The following is a 14,675-nucleotide window of genomic DNA, read 5'->3' as shown; positions in this document are numbered from 1 at the left end:
TCTGAAGTGAGAGACAAATGTGGTATTGTAGGGATTTACTCACAGGATAAAAACATCAACGTGGCCTCCCAGATCTACTACGCACTCTACGCCCTCCAGCATAGGGGGCAGGAATCCGCAGGGATCTCAACATTCAACGGGACCGACATGCTGACCCACAGGGGCATGGGACTTGTCTGTGACGTCTTCAACCCTGATAAACTGGATGAACTCGGCGGAAGTGTCGGCATAGGTCATGTTCGTTACTCAACCACAGGTGAATCCAGAATTGAGAATTCTCAGCCATTCTGGAGTGAATTCCAGGGAGGCAAAATCGCCATAGCCCACAACGGCGACATAATAAATTCAATGGAGCTGCGGGATGAACTGGAGGATGAGGGCCGCTCGTTCATATCAACCACGGATTCAGAGGTGATATGCCACCTTCTGAGCAGGGAATATGAAAAAAAACCCAACATGATAGGTGCCATAAAGAGGGTTTCAGAGCAGCTTGTAGGGTCCTACTCCCTTGTGGTTCTCTTCAATGGGGACCTCTATGTCATAAGGGACCCTGTTGGTATAAAACCCCTGGCATTTGCAAGGAAGGGAAACACCCAGATGGTTGCCTCTGAAACCGTGGCCTTTGATGTTATAGGGGCGGAACATGTGAGGGATGTTCAGCCAGGGGAGATACTGCACCTCAACAGGGGCAAGTCCTACTGGGTTGCCAACGCACCCAACACCAGGAGGGCCCACTGCATGTTTGAATACGTCTACTTTGCAAGACCTGACAGCGTCATAGACGGCCGCAACGTCTACAGGGTCAGGCTCAGTATAGGGGAGGCCCTCTACCGTGAACACCCCGCCGATGCAGATGTGGTTGTACCGGTACCTGACTCATCCATCCCGGCGGCCATAGGCTACTCCCGTGCGTCAGGGATACCCTACGGTGAGGGACTCATAAAGAACAGGTACGTTGGTCGTACATTCATAATGCCCACACAGGAGGAACGTGAAACAGCGGTTAAACTCAAGATGAACCCCATAAGGTCAGAACTTGAGGGTAAGAGGATAGTGCTCATAGATGACAGCATAGTGAGGGGCACTACCTCCAGGGCACTCATTGACATAATCAGGGATGCAGGGGCAGAGGAGATACACCTGCGTATAGGATGTCCCCCCATAAAGTCGCCCTGCTATTATGGTATAGCCATGGCAACCAGGAAGGAGCTTATAGCATCAAGCAGGGATGTTGAGGAGATAAGGAGGATAATAGGGGTTGATTCCCTGGGTTATCTGAGTATCGAGTCACTTGTTGAATCCATAGGTATCAAGAAGGGCTTCCTATGCACAGGGTGCCTGGACGGGGACTACCCGACACCTCTTCCCTCAGATATAGATGAATATGAGGCACTGAGGTCCTGCCTCTAGTTCCACCATGAATTTTTAGTGTTGTCGGATGGCTGATTGCACTGTTTTCTGTTTCAATAAATTTTTCAACGTGATTTAAATGTCTGAGCTCCTATCACCAGCAGGTGCCTTTACATCGCTGATGGCAGCCCTTAAGTCAGGTGCTGATGCGGTTTACGTGGGTCTTGAGGGCTGTAACATGAGGGCAAGGGCAGGTAATTTCAGTATCGGCGAAATTGCAGAGGCAGCGGAGATGGCCCACAGCTACGATGCAGGGCTCTATGTATGCACAAACACGGCCCTCAGGGACTCTGACATTGAAGGACTTGAGAGATTACTACCTGAGATTTACTCTGCGGGTGCTGATGCGGTGATAGTCTCTGACCTTGCAGCTGTGGAGCTTGCATCTGAATGCGGCCTGGACGTCCATGTCAGTGTACAGGCAAATGTTACAAATACCAGGACGCTCAGGATACTGGGGGAGATGGGGGCCACGAGGGCCATACTATCAAGGGAGCTCTCCCTTGGTGAGATATCCAGTATTGCGGCGGCCTCACCCATTGAAATCGAGGTTTTTGTCCATGGCGCCCTCTGCACAGCAATATCAGGTAGATGCTACCTCAGCTCATACCTTTATGGTAGAAGCGCCAACTGCGGGGACTGCCTTCAGCCATGCAGGAAGAGGTGGAGGCTGGTATCTGAGGATGGAGAATTCGACCTTGAGATGGCCCCCGGGGGTGATATAAGGAGCTACATCCTGAGTCCGCGGGACCTCTGTATGGTTGAACATATACCTGAACTCCTTGATGCCGGTGTTGACGCCCTCAAAATAGAGGGTCGTGGGAGGGCAGCGGATTATGTTGCAACAGTCACCTCAGTATACCGGGAGGCCATTGACACCTACCTTTCAGGTGAGTGGAGTTTTGATTCCAGGTGGCTTGAAAGACTTGAAGGAGTCTTTAACCGTGGTTTTGGTACAGGGTTATACTTCTCTGAGCCAGATACCGGTAGCGGGGGTAACGTATCCCGTTATGTGAAGCAGGATGTGGGGGAGGTTGTTAACTACTACAGGAAGGTGGGGGCAGCTGAAGTGAGGCTGTGGAGGCCACTTGAGGTTGGGGATGAGATCATAATACAGGGCAGAACAACGGGGGTCCTCATACAGCGTGTTGAATCACTTCAGGTTGATGGCGATCCCGTGGAAAGGGTTGAATCTGGTAGCGCGGGTCTCCTGGTGGAGGAAAGGGTCCGGCCAGGGGACCTCGTATACCGGAGGGTTAGAAGGGATTGAGGCATCACTGTTCAGAATTTATCTGATGTGTACCGGTAACCGTTTTTGATGTTCGGCTCCGTGAATCACCTCCCTCTGGTGTGTCCGTCAGGCTGGGAAACGGGTTATGGCTCTGTATCAGGAACGGGTTGTAGCTCTGTGTATATACTGTCATGGTGGCCGGCGGTAACTGTTATTTTTAAAAGTGATGCTCCACATATTAAAGAGAGGTGAGTTAATGATAAGGGTAAAGGATGCCATGCAGAAAGATGTCATAACAGTCAGGAGGAACAGTAAGATACATGATGCTGCACGGGTACTGAGGGAGAACAGGATCAGCGGGGCCCCGGTTGTTGATGATGATGGTAAACTAGTGGGTGTTATCAGTGAGGGTGATATAATGAGGCTTATTGAGGTCCATTCACCCAGCCTGAACCTCCTCATGCCATCCCCCCTGGACCTGCTTGAACTTCCAGTTAGGATGAAACATGAATACGATGAGATAGCGAAGGGTATCAGGAAGGCAGCCATGATGCTGGTGGAGGAGATAATGACAGATAGGGTTGTAACGGTGCACCCTGATGCATCCATTTCTGATGCAGCGGAACTCATGGACCGGCATGATGTGAAGAGGCTTCCTGTGGTTGAAGATGGTGAACTGGTGGGTATCATAACAAGGGGAGATATAATAGGCGCATTTGTTAAGTGATGAAATCTAAACCGGTGTCTCCATGAAGCGGATAGCGATCTATGGTAAGGGTGGTATAGGGAAGTCCACGATTGTATCGAATATGGCGGCTGCCTATTCCTCCGAGCACAGGGTACTCGTTATAGGCTGTGATCCAAAGGCAGATACAACCAGGACACTCTACGGTGAAAGGCTCCCCGCTGTACTTGATATCCTTAAGGAGAACCGTCAACCTGACGCCTCTGAGGTTATCCATGAGGGTTTTGGCGGTGTTAGGTGTGTGGAGTCAGGAGGCCCTGAACCCGGTGTTGGATGCGCCGGGAGGGGTGTGATCGTTGCAATGAACCTCCTTGAAAAACTCGGTGTATTTGAGGAGGAGATTGATGTGGTCATATACGATGTCCTCGGTGACGTGGTCTGCGGTGGATTCGCGGTGCCACTCCGTGAGGAATTTGCAGATGAGGTCTATATAGTAACCTCCGGGGAGTACATGTCCCTTTACGCTGCAAACAATATTGCAAGGGGTATAAAGAAACTGAGGGGTAAACTTGGCGGCGTCATCTGTAACTGCCGTGGCATCAGAGATGAGGCTGATATTGTATCTGAATTCGCCTCAAGGATAGGTTCACGTGTTGTTGGTGTGGTTCCAAGAAGCCCCCTTGTCCAGGAGAGTGAAATTGAGGCAAAGACCGTGATTGAGAGGTTCCCTGAATCTGAACAGGCAGAGGTTTACAGGAAACTGGCAGATGAGGTTTACCTTAACACCGAATTCTCTTCACCTGAACCCATGGATCCTGAGGAATTTGAGGAGTTCTTTAGAAACTTCAAAGGAGATGATTGATATGGAGAGATATGTGCAGCTCGGGGTCTTCCACCTTCTGGTGGGTGCTGTGATAGTTTTCATGGCAGTCTGGGCACTGTACCCTGCGAGCACCCTGGGATCTGAACCCTGGTGGCATGCGGCCCTGAAAATCATATTCGGTGCCCTCATGGTGGGGGCTGGACTGAAGCTCTTGAGGACCTAGATTTCATCCCATTTTTTCAGGTCTGCATGCAGGTCCCTGAACGCCCTTTCAACAGCCTTCTCGGCTTCACCTCTGGTTTTGAAGTGGTGGAGGTGTGACCTGCATCTGCAGTCGGAGCATCCGAAACCCTTCACAGAGAGGTCTCCCTCGAGTTTTTCTGAAACTGCACATTCAAGTCTCCTCTCATCTGTGGAATAGAAAACCCCCACAACCTCTGTATCAGTTAATAGGTGGTCTATGTGCCATCTCATCCTCTTTTCAGCCCTCAGATGTCTTCTTATTCTGGCCTCAAGTGAGCCAAAACCTGATCCAACATACACGTAGTAGCCGGGGGGAAACCTTATCCTGCCAAGGCTTCCAATCCTGGTTTCAGTTCCACCGCACCTTATGATAAGACAGTAGGTACCCTTCATGCTGACTCCATAATAATTTCAGTATTTATTTTATCAATCAACGGAACTCATCACAGGATCCAGTAATAAATCCATCTGTTATTATCATTGTAAGAAATTTTTAGTAAAATTTATATTTTTGTATGATTTAATTATATTCTGGTTTCTGCAGGGCACCCAGGTACTGGGGGTGATACCATGGCAGTGGCAAAATGGTTGCTTTACATAATTGGTATAATATTAGTAGTTATGGGTATACTGGGTTACCTTGGGATCCCTTACCAGGCTCTCAAGGACCCGGCATGGCACGCTGCCCTGAAAATTATAGTTGGGCTTGTAGCACTATGGGGAGGTACCAAGGCAGAGTAGTAGATTTTGCCATTTGAACTTTTTTTGAGGGGCCCTGCAGGGACCTCAAGCTCACTTGGTGGTGGAATGGCTGAGGTCAGGTACACTCTGAGGGCGAGGGGTCACCCCAACGTTACCGCAGAGCACAGAACAACACTTGAGGTCACAGCTGACCCTGAAATAGGTAAAACCGCAGACTGTATAATAGGTGTTTCATCATCTGATTCTGTTTCAACAATTCCTGATGAGGTGAGGTCTGCCATAGCAGGGGAATCATCACGTGTGAGGGTGGTGCTGCGCACTGAAAATGGGTTTGATGAAATAAGTGGTTACGGGCATCCTGACCTCACCCTGGATCACCCAACAGATATCGTGTGCCGTAAGAGCGATTACATCTGTGGAAGAACACTCATGATAGGGGCCGATAAGGCTGCATGTGACCTTGACCGAAGGCTCGTGAGGGATTTAATGGATGGTAAAGAGCTCACCGTTGAAATAATAGTTGAATATGATGATTCCGATTAGTTTTTTGTGGTTTCAAGTTTTCCAGTGATAAAAGGTTAATGGCGATTCAGATGGATTTTCATGGTGTGAATCGTTAAATAGGAGTGCAGGGGACGGGATTCGAACCCGCGAAGGGACTCCCCCACTAGGCCCTCAACCTAGCGCCTTTGACCGCTCGACCACCCCTGCATGGGAAAAATCAGTGCTTAACGGGGAGTGGAACAAATTATCTATGTTTTACTATTTAAACTTTGCGGTTGCTCAGGTTGAGGGAGCCGATCATTCTTTAAGGATGTGCTGAGAAGAAATCGTATGGAATGCAGATTCAGAATCAATGGAGGTGATTATTTTTGTCCTGTCTTAGAGAGGCAGGTGATGATCTCCTTGTGGATATTGAAGTATCCCCTGCATCAGGTAGATTTGAGGTCAGATCTTACAATGAGTGGAGGAAGAGAATTGAGGTTAAGGTCGGGGCTCCCCCGGAGAAGGGCAGGGCCAACAGGGAGATAATAAAGGAGTTTTCATCTGCCTTTAACACGAAAGCTGATATATTATCAGGCCATAAAAGCCGGCACAAAAAACTGAAGATATATGGGATGGATGCTGAGACATTCAGGGGTCTTCTGAAAGAAAAATTTGGAATTATAATTCCATGATAATCTCCATATATAAAAAAATTAATTCATATCCATAAAATTGAAAATTTAACTTTAGAAAGCTTTATTCTTTAGAAAGCTTTATTAATTAGGATAAAAAAAGAATTAAGTGGAGGTTAGAAATGATTTCTACAGTTACAACGACAACAACCACCACCGTAACCACCGCTGATGTAATGACTTACAGTATAATAGCAGTGATTGCACTGATCGGTTTCCTTGCTCTCAAGGAAATTCTAAGCTCTGACGAAACAGGAAACGAAACAATAAAGGCCATGGTATCAGGATCCAACGTGGCGATCCTGCCGTTGCTCATAGTATTTGCAGCGATCGTAATATACAGGGTTCTAACAATAGTCTAAAAAAGGGGGTTAAGATGAACAGAAACGCTTTAATACTGGTAATTGTGGTTATTCTTGTCATAGTGGGCGCAGCAGCCCTTATGATCAGGAATCCAACGGTAACACCCCCTGCAGCAGGCGACACACTTCTTGCAATGAGCAACCACGCTACTGACCAACAGGTACATGCCGTGGCAGTGGTGGAAAATGTATCAAAGGCCGATGGATCACTTACAAACATCTATATTGACTCATGGATCCAGCCCGGCGGAAGGGTCACAGTGGACCTATCAAAGGAACTTGGCTACAATGGATCATTACCCGCAGGGACAACATTCCCCATGAAAATGTGGCTTGATCCACACGGAAACAAAACAGGAAACGCAACACTCAACATGACAGTTTATGGGGGCACCGAGGACAGAATAGGTGATGAAACAAACGCTTATCGTCTCACAGCTTCACACGTATTTTATCCTCTATCCAGTATAACATCAAACCAGGTAAACGTAACACAGGATCCCACAAAGGGCGCTGAATTCCTCAAGGGTATAAGGTCAGTCTATGTTGAGCTTCTCATAACAGTTAACGCTGATGGAACCGTTAAAATAACACAGCTAGCGCCTCCGGTTCTGTGCACACTTGCAGCGGGTGGTTAAAAATTTTTTTCTTTTTTATTAAATGGAGGTTTTTCATGAAGGCAGTTATACCAGCAGCTGGTCTTGGGACCCGTTTTCTTCCTGCAACCAAGGCACAGCCCAAGGAGATGTTACCGGTATTTGATAAACCAACTATCCAGTACGTTGTGGAGGAAGCTGTGGCTTCAGGTATAGATGACATCCTAATAATAACAGGTAAGGGTAAGAGGTCAATAGAGGACCACTTTGACAGGTCCTTTGAACTTGAATACTTCCTCATGAAGAACAACAAAAGGGAGTACCTTGACGAGGTTGAGGCCATCTCTGACCTTGCGGATATATACTTTGTGAGGCAGAAGGAGCAGAAGGGGCTCGGGGATGCCATATACTGTGCAAGGAAACACATAGATGGTGAGGATGCGTTCGCCGTCCTCCTTGGTGATACGATAACCTCATCTGATGTCCCCTGCACCCGTCAGCTCATGGACCTATATGAAAGGTACGGTGCCTCTGCCATTGCCGTTGAGGAGGTCCCACGGGATAAGGTTGAAAGGTATGGTATCATTGATGGAAAGGAGGTCAGTGATGGCGTCTACATGATAGATGAGATGGTTGAAAAACCCTCCGTCAGTGAGGCACCATCGAATCTCGCCATAATGGGGAGGTACGTCCTTGATAGTGAAATATTTGATCACATAGAGAACGTTCCCCCGGGATTCGGGGGTGAGATACAGCTGACCGATGCCATGAGGGAACTTAAAACGGTTTACGGTTGTCTCTTCAGTGGCAAAACCTATGATATAGGTAACAGGGTTGACTGGCTTAAAACATCCCTTGAATTTGCCATGAGGGACGATGAGATAAGGTCAGAACTGGTTGATTACCTGAGGGACCTCATTTCCAGGTACCGATAAATAATTTTTTTGTCTTACTCATAAAAATGGCATTACAAGGAAAAGTATGGAATTTGATATCCCGTGTGATGCCGTTATACCGGCGATACTCCTTGTTCTCTGGAATACAAGGCCATAGACCACTGCAACGCTGAACACAAATATAAGGTCGTAACCGGACTTCCAGCCCACGTGAAGCGCTGTGAATAGTAGTGATGCATAAAGGAGTCCTTTGAGTTTTCCCATCACCTCCTCGGCGTTCCTCTGAACAATACCCCTGAAGAGAAGCTCCTCAGCAAGCCCGGTCCCTATGAGCATAACAGCAAAGCCCAGAATAAAATTCTGAACAGAGAGATGGGGGATGAGGGCCTCTGGTCTCAGTATCTGGTATTCAATGTACCCCATCGGAAAACCTGTGAATGCAACTGCAACCTGCCAGCGTAACTTCCTTAAGTTCAGCCCTGCATCGTCCCTTGTGAGGTTCTGGGTTCTCATTAGGGCTGCTGATGCTGCAAAAAGCGGAACTGCTATTATGATGTACCAGTAGAGGTGCCTTACAACGGTGAGGGGCATTGAAAGTCCCACGATCCTTATGATGGGAAGCATCATCATGGCTGCAAGGAGAACCTTCATCTTTTTCTTTGAGATTGATGAGTGAATAAAGAGGGCGAAGAGAAGCACTGTGTGAATCACAAGCCCCAGCTTCATGCTTATAAAGGTTGTTGTGTACTCGGCAATCACAAGGATGGAGAGGTAAAGGAGGAGTATGGAGGTGTTGTACCTGGTGAACTCATCACTGAGCTGCTCCTCCAGCTCCTTCATCTTTGCATAAGCAACAAGTACCTTGACCTTCTCCTGGTTCCTGAGACAGATCTCATTATAACGCCGGTATGCCTCAATGGCCTCATCATGCTTCCCCAGCATTTCAAGAACCCTTGCACTGTGTAGAACAGCCTCTGATTCATTTTTGAGATCGTTGACCCTCCTGAAACCTGACGCTGCAAGGTTGTAGAACCATCCGGCCCGCTTCAGCTTACCCTTCCCCTCATAAATCTTACCCATGCAGAATGATACATCCGCCTCGCGGGGGTCATGCTCCTCCCTGTACAGTTCAAGGGCGTTCCTGTAGCTATCAAGGGCAAGATCAGTTTTCTGAAGTTTATGGTACTCCCGCCCCATTCTGAAGAGTGTATCGGCAGTTCTTTTCACATCCCCTGCCTCTGCATACTCCTCGGCCCTTAGATTAAAGTACCTGATTCTGTCAATGTAATCCTCCGGTCTGAGAATCCTTCGCCTCTCCAAGTTACCACCTAATTCTTCATGACCATCCTCTGGAATAGTTCTCCGTCAACGTGAAGGTCGAGCTGTCCGGCTGATGGAAGGGAAGCCTTTTCGAACTTCTTAACGTCCTGTAACATGCTCATATCGAGTATGGCCTCCATTGACCTCACACCATGCCTGTACTCGGGTATTTTGAGGAATGCATTCAGCACCCCATCATCGATTCTGAGGCGGCCGTTCCCATCAAAGAGGTGGGGGGTCTTCCTCTCAAACATGGACCTTAACAGTATTGCCCTCCTCAGCATAAAAAATTTATCTCGCCTGTGCTGTGGATCGGGACCGATTATATTCACATAGCCCCGGAGTCTGCTTATGAAGTCCCTCACCTTGGCTTCCCTCAGAATTTCAGGGTCCTGTGACTCGAACTCCTGGAATGTACTGCTCGTGCCACCTGCAAATACAAGTATGGATTTACCCAGAGGGTGCATGCTGTCCCCCTCCCTGAACTCCCCGTCCTGCATGGGTGCCAGGAAGTACCTGACCCATCCAAGCCTTTTACCCCCCATGGGTGAGTCGAATTCATCAAAGAAGGCCTGGGGAACCATACCCTCAAGCACCACATCCCTTATCTGATGAAAGGCGTCTATGAGGTCATCCTCATCCCTGAACTGGGATATGTTGAAGTTCAGGGGTTTTATTCTCTCTGGATCCACACTTGCAGCCAGCTGGCTCACAGCAAAGGATTTACCGGCCCCTGGCGGACCGAAAACCCCGATACAGAGGGGTCTTTCAGGGTTCTCATTTTTCATGTACTCCATCAGGAGGTTCCTTATGCTCTGATAGCCCTCAATTTCCCTCCGGTCGGCTGTTATGAGCTTACCAAAGTGTGCCACAGGAAGCGGACACTTTCTTCTCCTGTAACCGTTTATCACGATGTACCTTGACACGGCCTCTATATCAAAGAGGGGTGGTGAGTCGGCGATTGTCCAGAGACCCCTGGAGTGGAGGGGTATGTCAACTGCCCCGATGTCCTCACCCCCTGAGCGGAATATGTCACTTAATGGGTAGTCAGGTTTCTCAGAAAACCCCATGGAAAGGAGTTCAGCGGCAGCAGCCATTCCCCTTCTCACTGAATCATCAATTTCATGGCCCCTGCTCAGTGATGCTGTGAATCCCGCTGTGAATGCGCATCCACATCCCTGCATTTTACCGGGGGCCCTCTCCATGAGGTTACCCTCGAATATATGGGGGTGGTAGAATAACCTGGCATCACCTCCGGCATAGTATATGGCGCCCTCGAGGCCCACACGAACGATCATCCTGAGGTCCTGTATGTCCTTAAGTGTCGGGTTGTTCCTCATCTGCCACATGAAGTCCTCTGCTGTCCTCTCCCATGAGAGTCTTCTGCTTATATTGGCACCGTACTCCCTCAGGTCCTCCATGGTTATTATGAGGATGAGGTTTTCGCGCTGCCTTTCAAGGAGGTGCTCCCAGAGTCTACCACTGAAGAGGGGGGATGACATCTTGAGTACTGTGGTTGGGTCACCATCAATTATGGCTGAGGGCCATTTTTCCTTCATTTCCCTGAAACCATTTCCTGCATCATCAATGACGACAATATCTGCATCCCTGTCCCTGAATCTGAATGGCATCGATGGGAGACCATCATCCGGTCCTGTGTAGCCCATGAATCTCTTCACGTGGTAGCCGTCACCTGAGGGTTTTAACTCTGCAAATGAGTGTATGAACTCTGAAGGATCCGTTTTTTCAGGTCTGCACGATAGTGATGGGTGGTTGACATCCATAAGACTCTTGAGCATCCTTGCGGTGAGGAGGGCACCACCCTCAAGCGCCCGTCTTTTGAAACCCAGGTGGGTTTTCCAGTTGAACATTGAAGCCCCAGCGTCCTGTCTGACAGGCCACTGGATCCAGTCAACTGTCACATCCCCTGTTACTGTAATTTTCATCTCCATCACCATTTGAGGGAATTTGAATCATTTTTTGCAGTTCTATGCCATTTCCATGCGGTTTTGATGATCTCCTCAAGTTCAGTGAAAACAGGACTCCATCCGAGGAGTTTACGGGCCCTTTGTGAACTTCCTACAAGTTCAGGGGGGTCTCCGGGCCTTCTTTCGTCCTCCACAGTCTTTATACTGGCACCTGTAACCTCTCTGCAGGTTTCTATGACTTCCCTCACAGAGAAGCCGTTACCGTTTCCAAGGTTGAACACGCCACTTCTTTCACCTTCAAGGTATTCAAGGGCTCTCCAGTGGGCATCTGCAAGGTCCATGACGTGTATGTAGTCCCTTATGCATGTCCCGTCGGGGGTGGGGTAGTATGTACCGAAGATCCTTACAGAGTCCCTAAGACCCATAGCGGCGTCCAGTACTATGGGTATTAGGTGGGTTTCAGGTTCGTGGAGTTCCCCGATCTCTCCTTCAGGGTCAGCCCCTGCTGCGTTGAAGTACCGGAGTGATACATAGTTAAGGCCATATGCATCAGTGTAGTCCCTCAGTATCTCCTCAACCATGAGTTTGGACCTTCCGTAGGGGCTTATTGGGTTTAGGGGGTGTTCCTCGGTTATAGGGATTTGGGATGGGTTGCCATAGACGGCACATGTTGATGAGAATATGAACCTGCTGACCCCGTTCTCTCGCATGGAATCAAGGAGATTCATGGTGTTCATCACGTTGTTCCTGTAGTAGTCCCCTGGTTTCTGGACAGATTCACCAACATCTGTGAACGCCGCAAAGTGCATAACTGCTTCAACATCGTGGCCGGTGAAGATCCTCTCAAGGAGTCTCCTGTCACCGAGGTCCCCCTCAATGAATTCACCCCACCTTACAGATTCCCTGTGTCCCTTTGTGAGGTTATCAAGGATGAGGGTTTCATATCCCCTCTCTGAGAGGAACTTATTGACGTGTGAACCGATATAACCTGCTCCGCCGACTATGAGTATCATTGTTACACCACAAACTGATCTATCTCTTTATTTGTCAGGGAAACAGATAAACATTGATGCTCTTATCTCACTCTCCTGCTGAAGATTTTTTTATCTGAGATCACATAGTTATGATACATATCCTCAGAGGTGATGTCTTGAACTACCTGGTCTTCGCGCTCCTTGCGGCATTGATGTTTGGTCTGGCCCCTATTTTCAGCAAGATAGGACTTGAGGGTGTCAACCCTGGAATTGCGCTCACAATAAGAAGTTCCGTCATAACCGCTGTCATGCTTGGATGGGTCATGTTCAGTGGGGGTCTGGATGCTCTCTCAGATGTGAGTCCAGGGGGATGGTTCTTCCTGGCACTGGATGGTATATCAGCAGCCCTCCTGGGGCAGCTGTTTTATTACTATGCACTCAAATCAGGGGAGGCATCCATAGTTGTACCAGTGGTCGCAGCCTTCCCCATATTCACCCTCATTGTTGCGGCCTTTCTGCTGGGTGAGAGGTTAACGGCGGCAAAGGCCATCGGGTTGCTCATGGTGGTTGGGGGCGTGGTGCTTGTCCGGATGTGAACCTTAGTAACACATTTTAGATAAACTTTTATCATTTGACGCATAACATAAACTTGAGGGGAGGTGTTTTATGGAGATAACTGAGAAGATGGTTGAAGGGGTTCGGGTTGCCTACAGAGAGTGTTCAGGTAGCTATGACCTTATACCCAGGTACATAGCTGAGGTTGCAGAGTGGGTCATAGGGAATGGGCTGCAGATGACGGGACGTGTATACGGGACCTATTATAACAGTCCAGAGGATGTCAGTGAGGATGACCTTGTCTATGAGATAGGGGTATCCATTGCAGGTGAGGCGGAGCCGTCTGAAAAAATCAAGATAAAGAATTTACCTGCTCAGAGGGTCCTTGCAACGCTTCATGAGGGGCCATACACTGAGGTGGGTCCCGCAATCCATTCTTTAATCGATTATGCCACTGAAAATGGCTATGAAATTGTGGGTCCCATAACTGAGGTCTACCTCAACAGTCCACTGGAGGTGGATGAATCGGAACTTCTCACAGAGGTTCAGCTCCCTGTCAAGAAACCTGATTGATTCTTTCCTTTTAATTTTAGAATAAGGCCTGTTTTTTCTTTTTAATGAAATAGATTGTGGATCTGGATTTTATAACCGGAAATGATTATAAAATGAATTGGGTCTGGGAGGTGTGACCTGGATCCTCTGCATTGAAGGGGACGCTGAATAAAATAAATTAGATCTGGAGGGGTATCTCCAGAGAATTGGAATTTAAACTGTGCTTTCCACTTGAATCAGTGTAGGTTACGCTGAAACCACCTATGAAGAACGGGTTTGATAGTTTGGCGTCTTCCCCGAAGTCAATCTTAACCTCTTCCTCAGTGGGTATGTGGATCTGTACCTGGAATTCCACCTCTTCCCCCGCACCTATAACATCAAAGGACCTTTCAAAGTCCTGTGATGTGACCTTAACGTTCCTTGCTGGCCCTGTACCATCATTCCTTATCCTGCATTTAAGGGTGATATCTGACCCTGGCTTTGCAGACTCGGGGCCTGTCTGGGTTGCAATGATCCTGGCCGAACCGGCTGTATCGTTTTTTTCACTTAAATTTTTAACTTCCCTGTTATATGTGCTCCCTGTTTGGGTGAAAAGGTAAAAACCTGCTGAGACACCTGCAATGAGAAGCACCAGAATTAGAGCATAGATTTTCATATCCAACTTACCGCCTCCAGATTAACAGATTGTAAACCAGGTACATATAAGTGTTTTGATCGGGGTAAGGATATGGCTGAACATACATACAGTGTAATGTGATTTAAAATGAAAATTGAGGAACCAATTAAAACAACAGTTGAGGAGCTTCGCAAGCTCCTGGATGTGAAGAACCTTGTGGGTGAGGCCATAGAGACAGAGGATAAGGTTCTGATACCACTCATGAAGATGGGTGTCGGTTTCGGCGCTGGTATGGGTGAGGGAACCTCCTCAGAGTCTGAGGGAGGCTCTGGAAGTGGTGCAGGCGCTGCTGCCGGAGCTGAGCCAGTGGCCATGATAGTTCTTAAGGGTGTTGAGGGCCCGGAGGGTGTGAGGGTGATTGACCTCAGATCAGGAAGCACCGGGAGGATAATACAGGAACTTGGATCCACCGTTACAGATATAATACGGGAGATTTCAGATAAGAGGGAACCTGAAAGTGAGAGTAAGGAATGAGATAGCCCATGAAGATTCTCCTCATTAGGGGAACCTGAAAGTGAGAGTAAGGAATGAGATAGCCCATGAA

At 48.3% G+C, this 14,675-nt stretch carries 19 protein-coding genes and 1 tRNA gene; 14 read left to right on the top strand and 6 right to left on the bottom strand.

The window, feature by feature from the left end; genetic code table 11:
* The first annotated feature begins 6 nt into the window (after positions 1-6).
* The 5 genes from purF (at position 7) to ACPLJI_RS06715 (ending at position 4,372) form a co-directional block, all read left to right on the top strand.
* Positions 7-1,410, top strand: a complete 1,404-nt coding sequence (gene purF / locus ACPLJI_RS06735; RefSeq protein ID WP_424730651.1) for an amidophosphoribosyltransferase — start codon at positions 7-9, stop codon at positions 1,408-1,410.
* A 79-nt stretch (positions 1,411-1,489) separates the two neighbouring features.
* Positions 1,490-2,680: a peptidase U32 family protein gene (locus ACPLJI_RS06730; RefSeq protein ID WP_424730652.1), complete on the top strand. Its 1,191-nt coding sequence runs from the start codon at positions 1,490-1,492 to the stop codon at positions 2,678-2,680.
* Positions 2,681-2,897: 217 nt separating this feature from the next.
* Complete coding sequence (locus tag ACPLJI_RS06725; RefSeq protein WP_424730653.1) at positions 2,898-3,368, top strand: CBS domain-containing protein; 471 nt, start codon at positions 2,898-2,900, stop codon at positions 3,366-3,368.
* Between the two features lie 22 nt (positions 3,369-3,390).
* Positions 3,391-4,188: a Ni-sirohydrochlorin a,c-diamide reductive cyclase ATP-dependent reductase subunit gene (gene cfbC, locus ACPLJI_RS06720; RefSeq protein WP_424730654.1), complete on the top strand. Its 798-nt coding sequence runs from the start codon at positions 3,391-3,393 to the stop codon at positions 4,186-4,188.
* 1 nt (position 4,189) lies between these two features.
* Complete coding sequence (locus ACPLJI_RS06715; protein WP_424730655.1) at positions 4,190-4,372, top strand: hypothetical protein; 183 nt, start codon at positions 4,190-4,192, stop codon at positions 4,370-4,372.
* Here ACPLJI_RS06715 and ACPLJI_RS06710 read toward each other — a convergent pair.
* Complete coding sequence (locus tag ACPLJI_RS06710) at positions 4,369-4,785, bottom strand: GIY-YIG nuclease family protein (RefSeq protein ID WP_424730656.1); 417 nt, start codon at positions 4,783-4,785, stop codon at positions 4,369-4,371. The two genes, ACPLJI_RS06715 and ACPLJI_RS06710, sit on opposite strands and share 4 nt — an antisense overlap.
* 177 nt (positions 4,786-4,962) lie before the next feature.
* Here ACPLJI_RS06710 and ACPLJI_RS06705 point away from each other — a divergent pair, with 177 nt between their 5' ends.
* Positions 4,963-5,133 carry a hypothetical protein gene (locus ACPLJI_RS06705; RefSeq protein WP_424730657.1) on the top strand — a complete coding sequence of 57 codons (171 nt, stop codon included), beginning with the start codon at positions 4,963-4,965 and terminating at the stop codon, positions 5,131-5,133.
* A 66-nt stretch (positions 5,134-5,199) separates the two neighbouring features.
* Positions 5,200-5,637: a DUF371 domain-containing protein gene (locus ACPLJI_RS06700; RefSeq protein WP_424730662.1), complete on the top strand. Its 438-nt coding sequence runs from the start codon at positions 5,200-5,202 to the stop codon at positions 5,635-5,637.
* 84 nt (positions 5,638-5,721) lie between these two features.
* On the opposite strand, the gene ACPLJI_RS06695 is transcribed toward ACPLJI_RS06700, so the two are convergent.
* Positions 5,722-5,805 (bottom strand) — tRNA-Leu (locus tag ACPLJI_RS06695).
* Between the two features lie 161 nt (positions 5,806-5,966).
* Here ACPLJI_RS06695 and ACPLJI_RS06690 point away from each other — a divergent pair.
* From ACPLJI_RS06690 to galU, 4 genes are all read left to right on the top strand, one after another.
* Positions 5,967-6,272 carry a DUF167 family protein gene (locus ACPLJI_RS06690; protein WP_424730658.1) on the top strand — a complete coding sequence of 102 codons (306 nt, stop codon included), beginning with the start codon at positions 5,967-5,969 and terminating at the stop codon, positions 6,270-6,272.
* 122 nt (positions 6,273-6,394) lie between these two features.
* Entirely contained in the window at positions 6,395-6,634 is a 240-nt protein-coding gene (locus tag ACPLJI_RS06685; RefSeq protein WP_013295836.1) for a hypothetical protein, read from the top strand.
* A 14-nt stretch (positions 6,635-6,648) separates the two neighbouring features.
* Positions 6,649-7,272: a hypothetical protein gene (locus tag ACPLJI_RS06680; protein WP_424730659.1), complete on the top strand. Its 624-nt coding sequence runs from the start codon at positions 6,649-6,651 to the stop codon at positions 7,270-7,272.
* A 35-nt stretch (positions 7,273-7,307) separates the two neighbouring features.
* The gene (gene galU / locus ACPLJI_RS06675) at positions 7,308-8,165 is read left to right on the top strand and encodes a UTP--glucose-1-phosphate uridylyltransferase GalU (protein ID WP_424730660.1); all 858 of its coding nucleotides are present in this window, start codon (positions 7,308-7,310) and stop codon (positions 8,163-8,165) included.
* A gap of 18 nt (positions 8,166-8,183) precedes the next feature.
* Here the strand turns inward: galU and ACPLJI_RS06670 are convergent, their stop codons facing one another.
* The 3 genes from ACPLJI_RS06670 to galE are packed head-to-tail and all read right to left on the bottom strand — an operon-like array spanning position 8,184 to position 12,387.
* Complete coding sequence (locus ACPLJI_RS06670; protein WP_424741181.1) at positions 8,184-9,446, bottom strand: type II CAAX prenyl endopeptidase Rce1 family protein; 1,263 nt, start codon at positions 9,444-9,446, stop codon at positions 8,184-8,186.
* An 8-nt stretch (positions 9,447-9,454) separates the two neighbouring features.
* Complete coding sequence (locus tag ACPLJI_RS06665) at positions 9,455-11,392, bottom strand: hypothetical protein (RefSeq protein WP_424730385.1); 1,938 nt, start codon at positions 11,390-11,392, stop codon at positions 9,455-9,457.
* A gap of 5 nt (positions 11,393-11,397) precedes the next feature.
* Positions 11,398-12,387 (bottom strand): UDP-glucose 4-epimerase GalE, encoded by a 990-nt coding sequence (gene galE / locus ACPLJI_RS06660; RefSeq protein WP_424730384.1) that lies wholly within the window; start codon positions 12,385-12,387, stop codon positions 11,398-11,400.
* A gap of 137 nt (positions 12,388-12,524) precedes the next feature.
* Here galE and ACPLJI_RS06655 point away from each other — a divergent pair, with 137 nt between their 5' ends.
* Positions 12,525-12,944 (top strand): EamA family transporter, encoded by a 420-nt coding sequence (locus ACPLJI_RS06655; RefSeq protein WP_424730383.1) that lies wholly within the window; start codon positions 12,525-12,527, stop codon positions 12,942-12,944.
* A gap of 70 nt (positions 12,945-13,014) precedes the next feature.
* Complete coding sequence (locus tag ACPLJI_RS06650; RefSeq protein WP_424730382.1) at positions 13,015-13,476, top strand: GyrI-like domain-containing protein; 462 nt, start codon at positions 13,015-13,017, stop codon at positions 13,474-13,476.
* Between the two features lie 157 nt (positions 13,477-13,633).
* Here the strand turns inward: ACPLJI_RS06650 and ACPLJI_RS06645 are convergent, their stop codons facing one another.
* Positions 13,634-14,110 (bottom strand): CARDB domain-containing protein, encoded by a 477-nt coding sequence (locus tag ACPLJI_RS06645; protein ID WP_424730381.1) that lies wholly within the window; start codon positions 14,108-14,110, stop codon positions 13,634-13,636.
* A 108-nt stretch (positions 14,111-14,218) separates the two neighbouring features.
* On the opposite strand from ACPLJI_RS06645, the gene ACPLJI_RS06640 reads away from it, so the two are divergent.
* Positions 14,219-14,605, top strand: a complete 387-nt coding sequence (locus ACPLJI_RS06640; RefSeq protein WP_424730380.1) for a GerW family sporulation protein — start codon at positions 14,219-14,221, stop codon at positions 14,603-14,605.
* Positions 14,606-14,675: the final 70 nt, after the last annotated feature.

This window comes from Methanothermobacter sp., from assembly GCF_049720995.1.
Lineage (GTDB): Archaea > Methanobacteriota > Methanobacteria > Methanobacteriales > Methanothermobacteraceae > Methanothermobacter.
This window is presented reverse-complemented; position numbering and strand designations above follow the sequence as displayed.

Coding starts and splice junctions, on each gene's coding strand:
- ACPLJI_RS06730 (WP_424730652.1), top strand. CDS start 1,490: ATGTCTGAGCTCCTATCACCAGCAGGTGCCTTTACATCGCTGATGGCA.
- ACPLJI_RS06725 (WP_424730653.1), top strand. CDS start 2,898: ATGATAAGGGTAAAGGATGCCATGCAGAAAGATGTCATAACAGTCAGG.
- cfbC (WP_424730654.1), top strand. CDS start 3,391: ATGAAGCGGATAGCGATCTATGGTAAGGGTGGTATAGGGAAGTCCACG.
- ACPLJI_RS06715 (WP_424730655.1), top strand. CDS start 4,190: ATGGAGAGATATGTGCAGCTCGGGGTCTTCCACCTTCTGGTGGGTGCT.
- ACPLJI_RS06710 (WP_424730656.1), bottom strand. CDS start 4,785: ATGAAGGGTACCTACTGTCTTATCATAAGGTGCGGTGGAACTGAAACC.
- ACPLJI_RS06705 (WP_424730657.1), top strand. CDS start 4,963: ATGGCAGTGGCAAAATGGTTGCTTTACATAATTGGTATAATATTAGTA.
- ACPLJI_RS06700 (WP_424730662.1), top strand. CDS start 5,200: ATGGCTGAGGTCAGGTACACTCTGAGGGCGAGGGGTCACCCCAACGTT.
- ACPLJI_RS06685 (WP_013295836.1), top strand. CDS start 6,395: ATGATTTCTACAGTTACAACGACAACAACCACCACCGTAACCACCGCT.
- ACPLJI_RS06680 (WP_424730659.1), top strand. CDS start 6,649: ATGAACAGAAACGCTTTAATACTGGTAATTGTGGTTATTCTTGTCATA.
- galU (WP_424730660.1), top strand. CDS start 7,308: ATGAAGGCAGTTATACCAGCAGCTGGTCTTGGGACCCGTTTTCTTCCT.
- ACPLJI_RS06665 (WP_424730385.1), bottom strand. CDS start 11,392: ATGAAAATTACAGTAACAGGGGATGTGACAGTTGACTGGATCCAGTGG.
- galE (WP_424730384.1), bottom strand. CDS start 12,387: ATGATACTCATAGTCGGCGGAGCAGGTTATATCGGTTCACACGTCAAT.
- ACPLJI_RS06650 (WP_424730382.1), top strand. CDS start 13,015: ATGGAGATAACTGAGAAGATGGTTGAAGGGGTTCGGGTTGCCTACAGA.
- ACPLJI_RS06645 (WP_424730381.1), bottom strand. CDS start 14,110: ATGAAAATCTATGCTCTAATTCTGGTGCTTCTCATTGCAGGTGTCTCA.
- ACPLJI_RS06640 (WP_424730380.1), top strand. CDS start 14,219: ATGAAAATTGAGGAACCAATTAAAACAACAGTTGAGGAGCTTCGCAAG.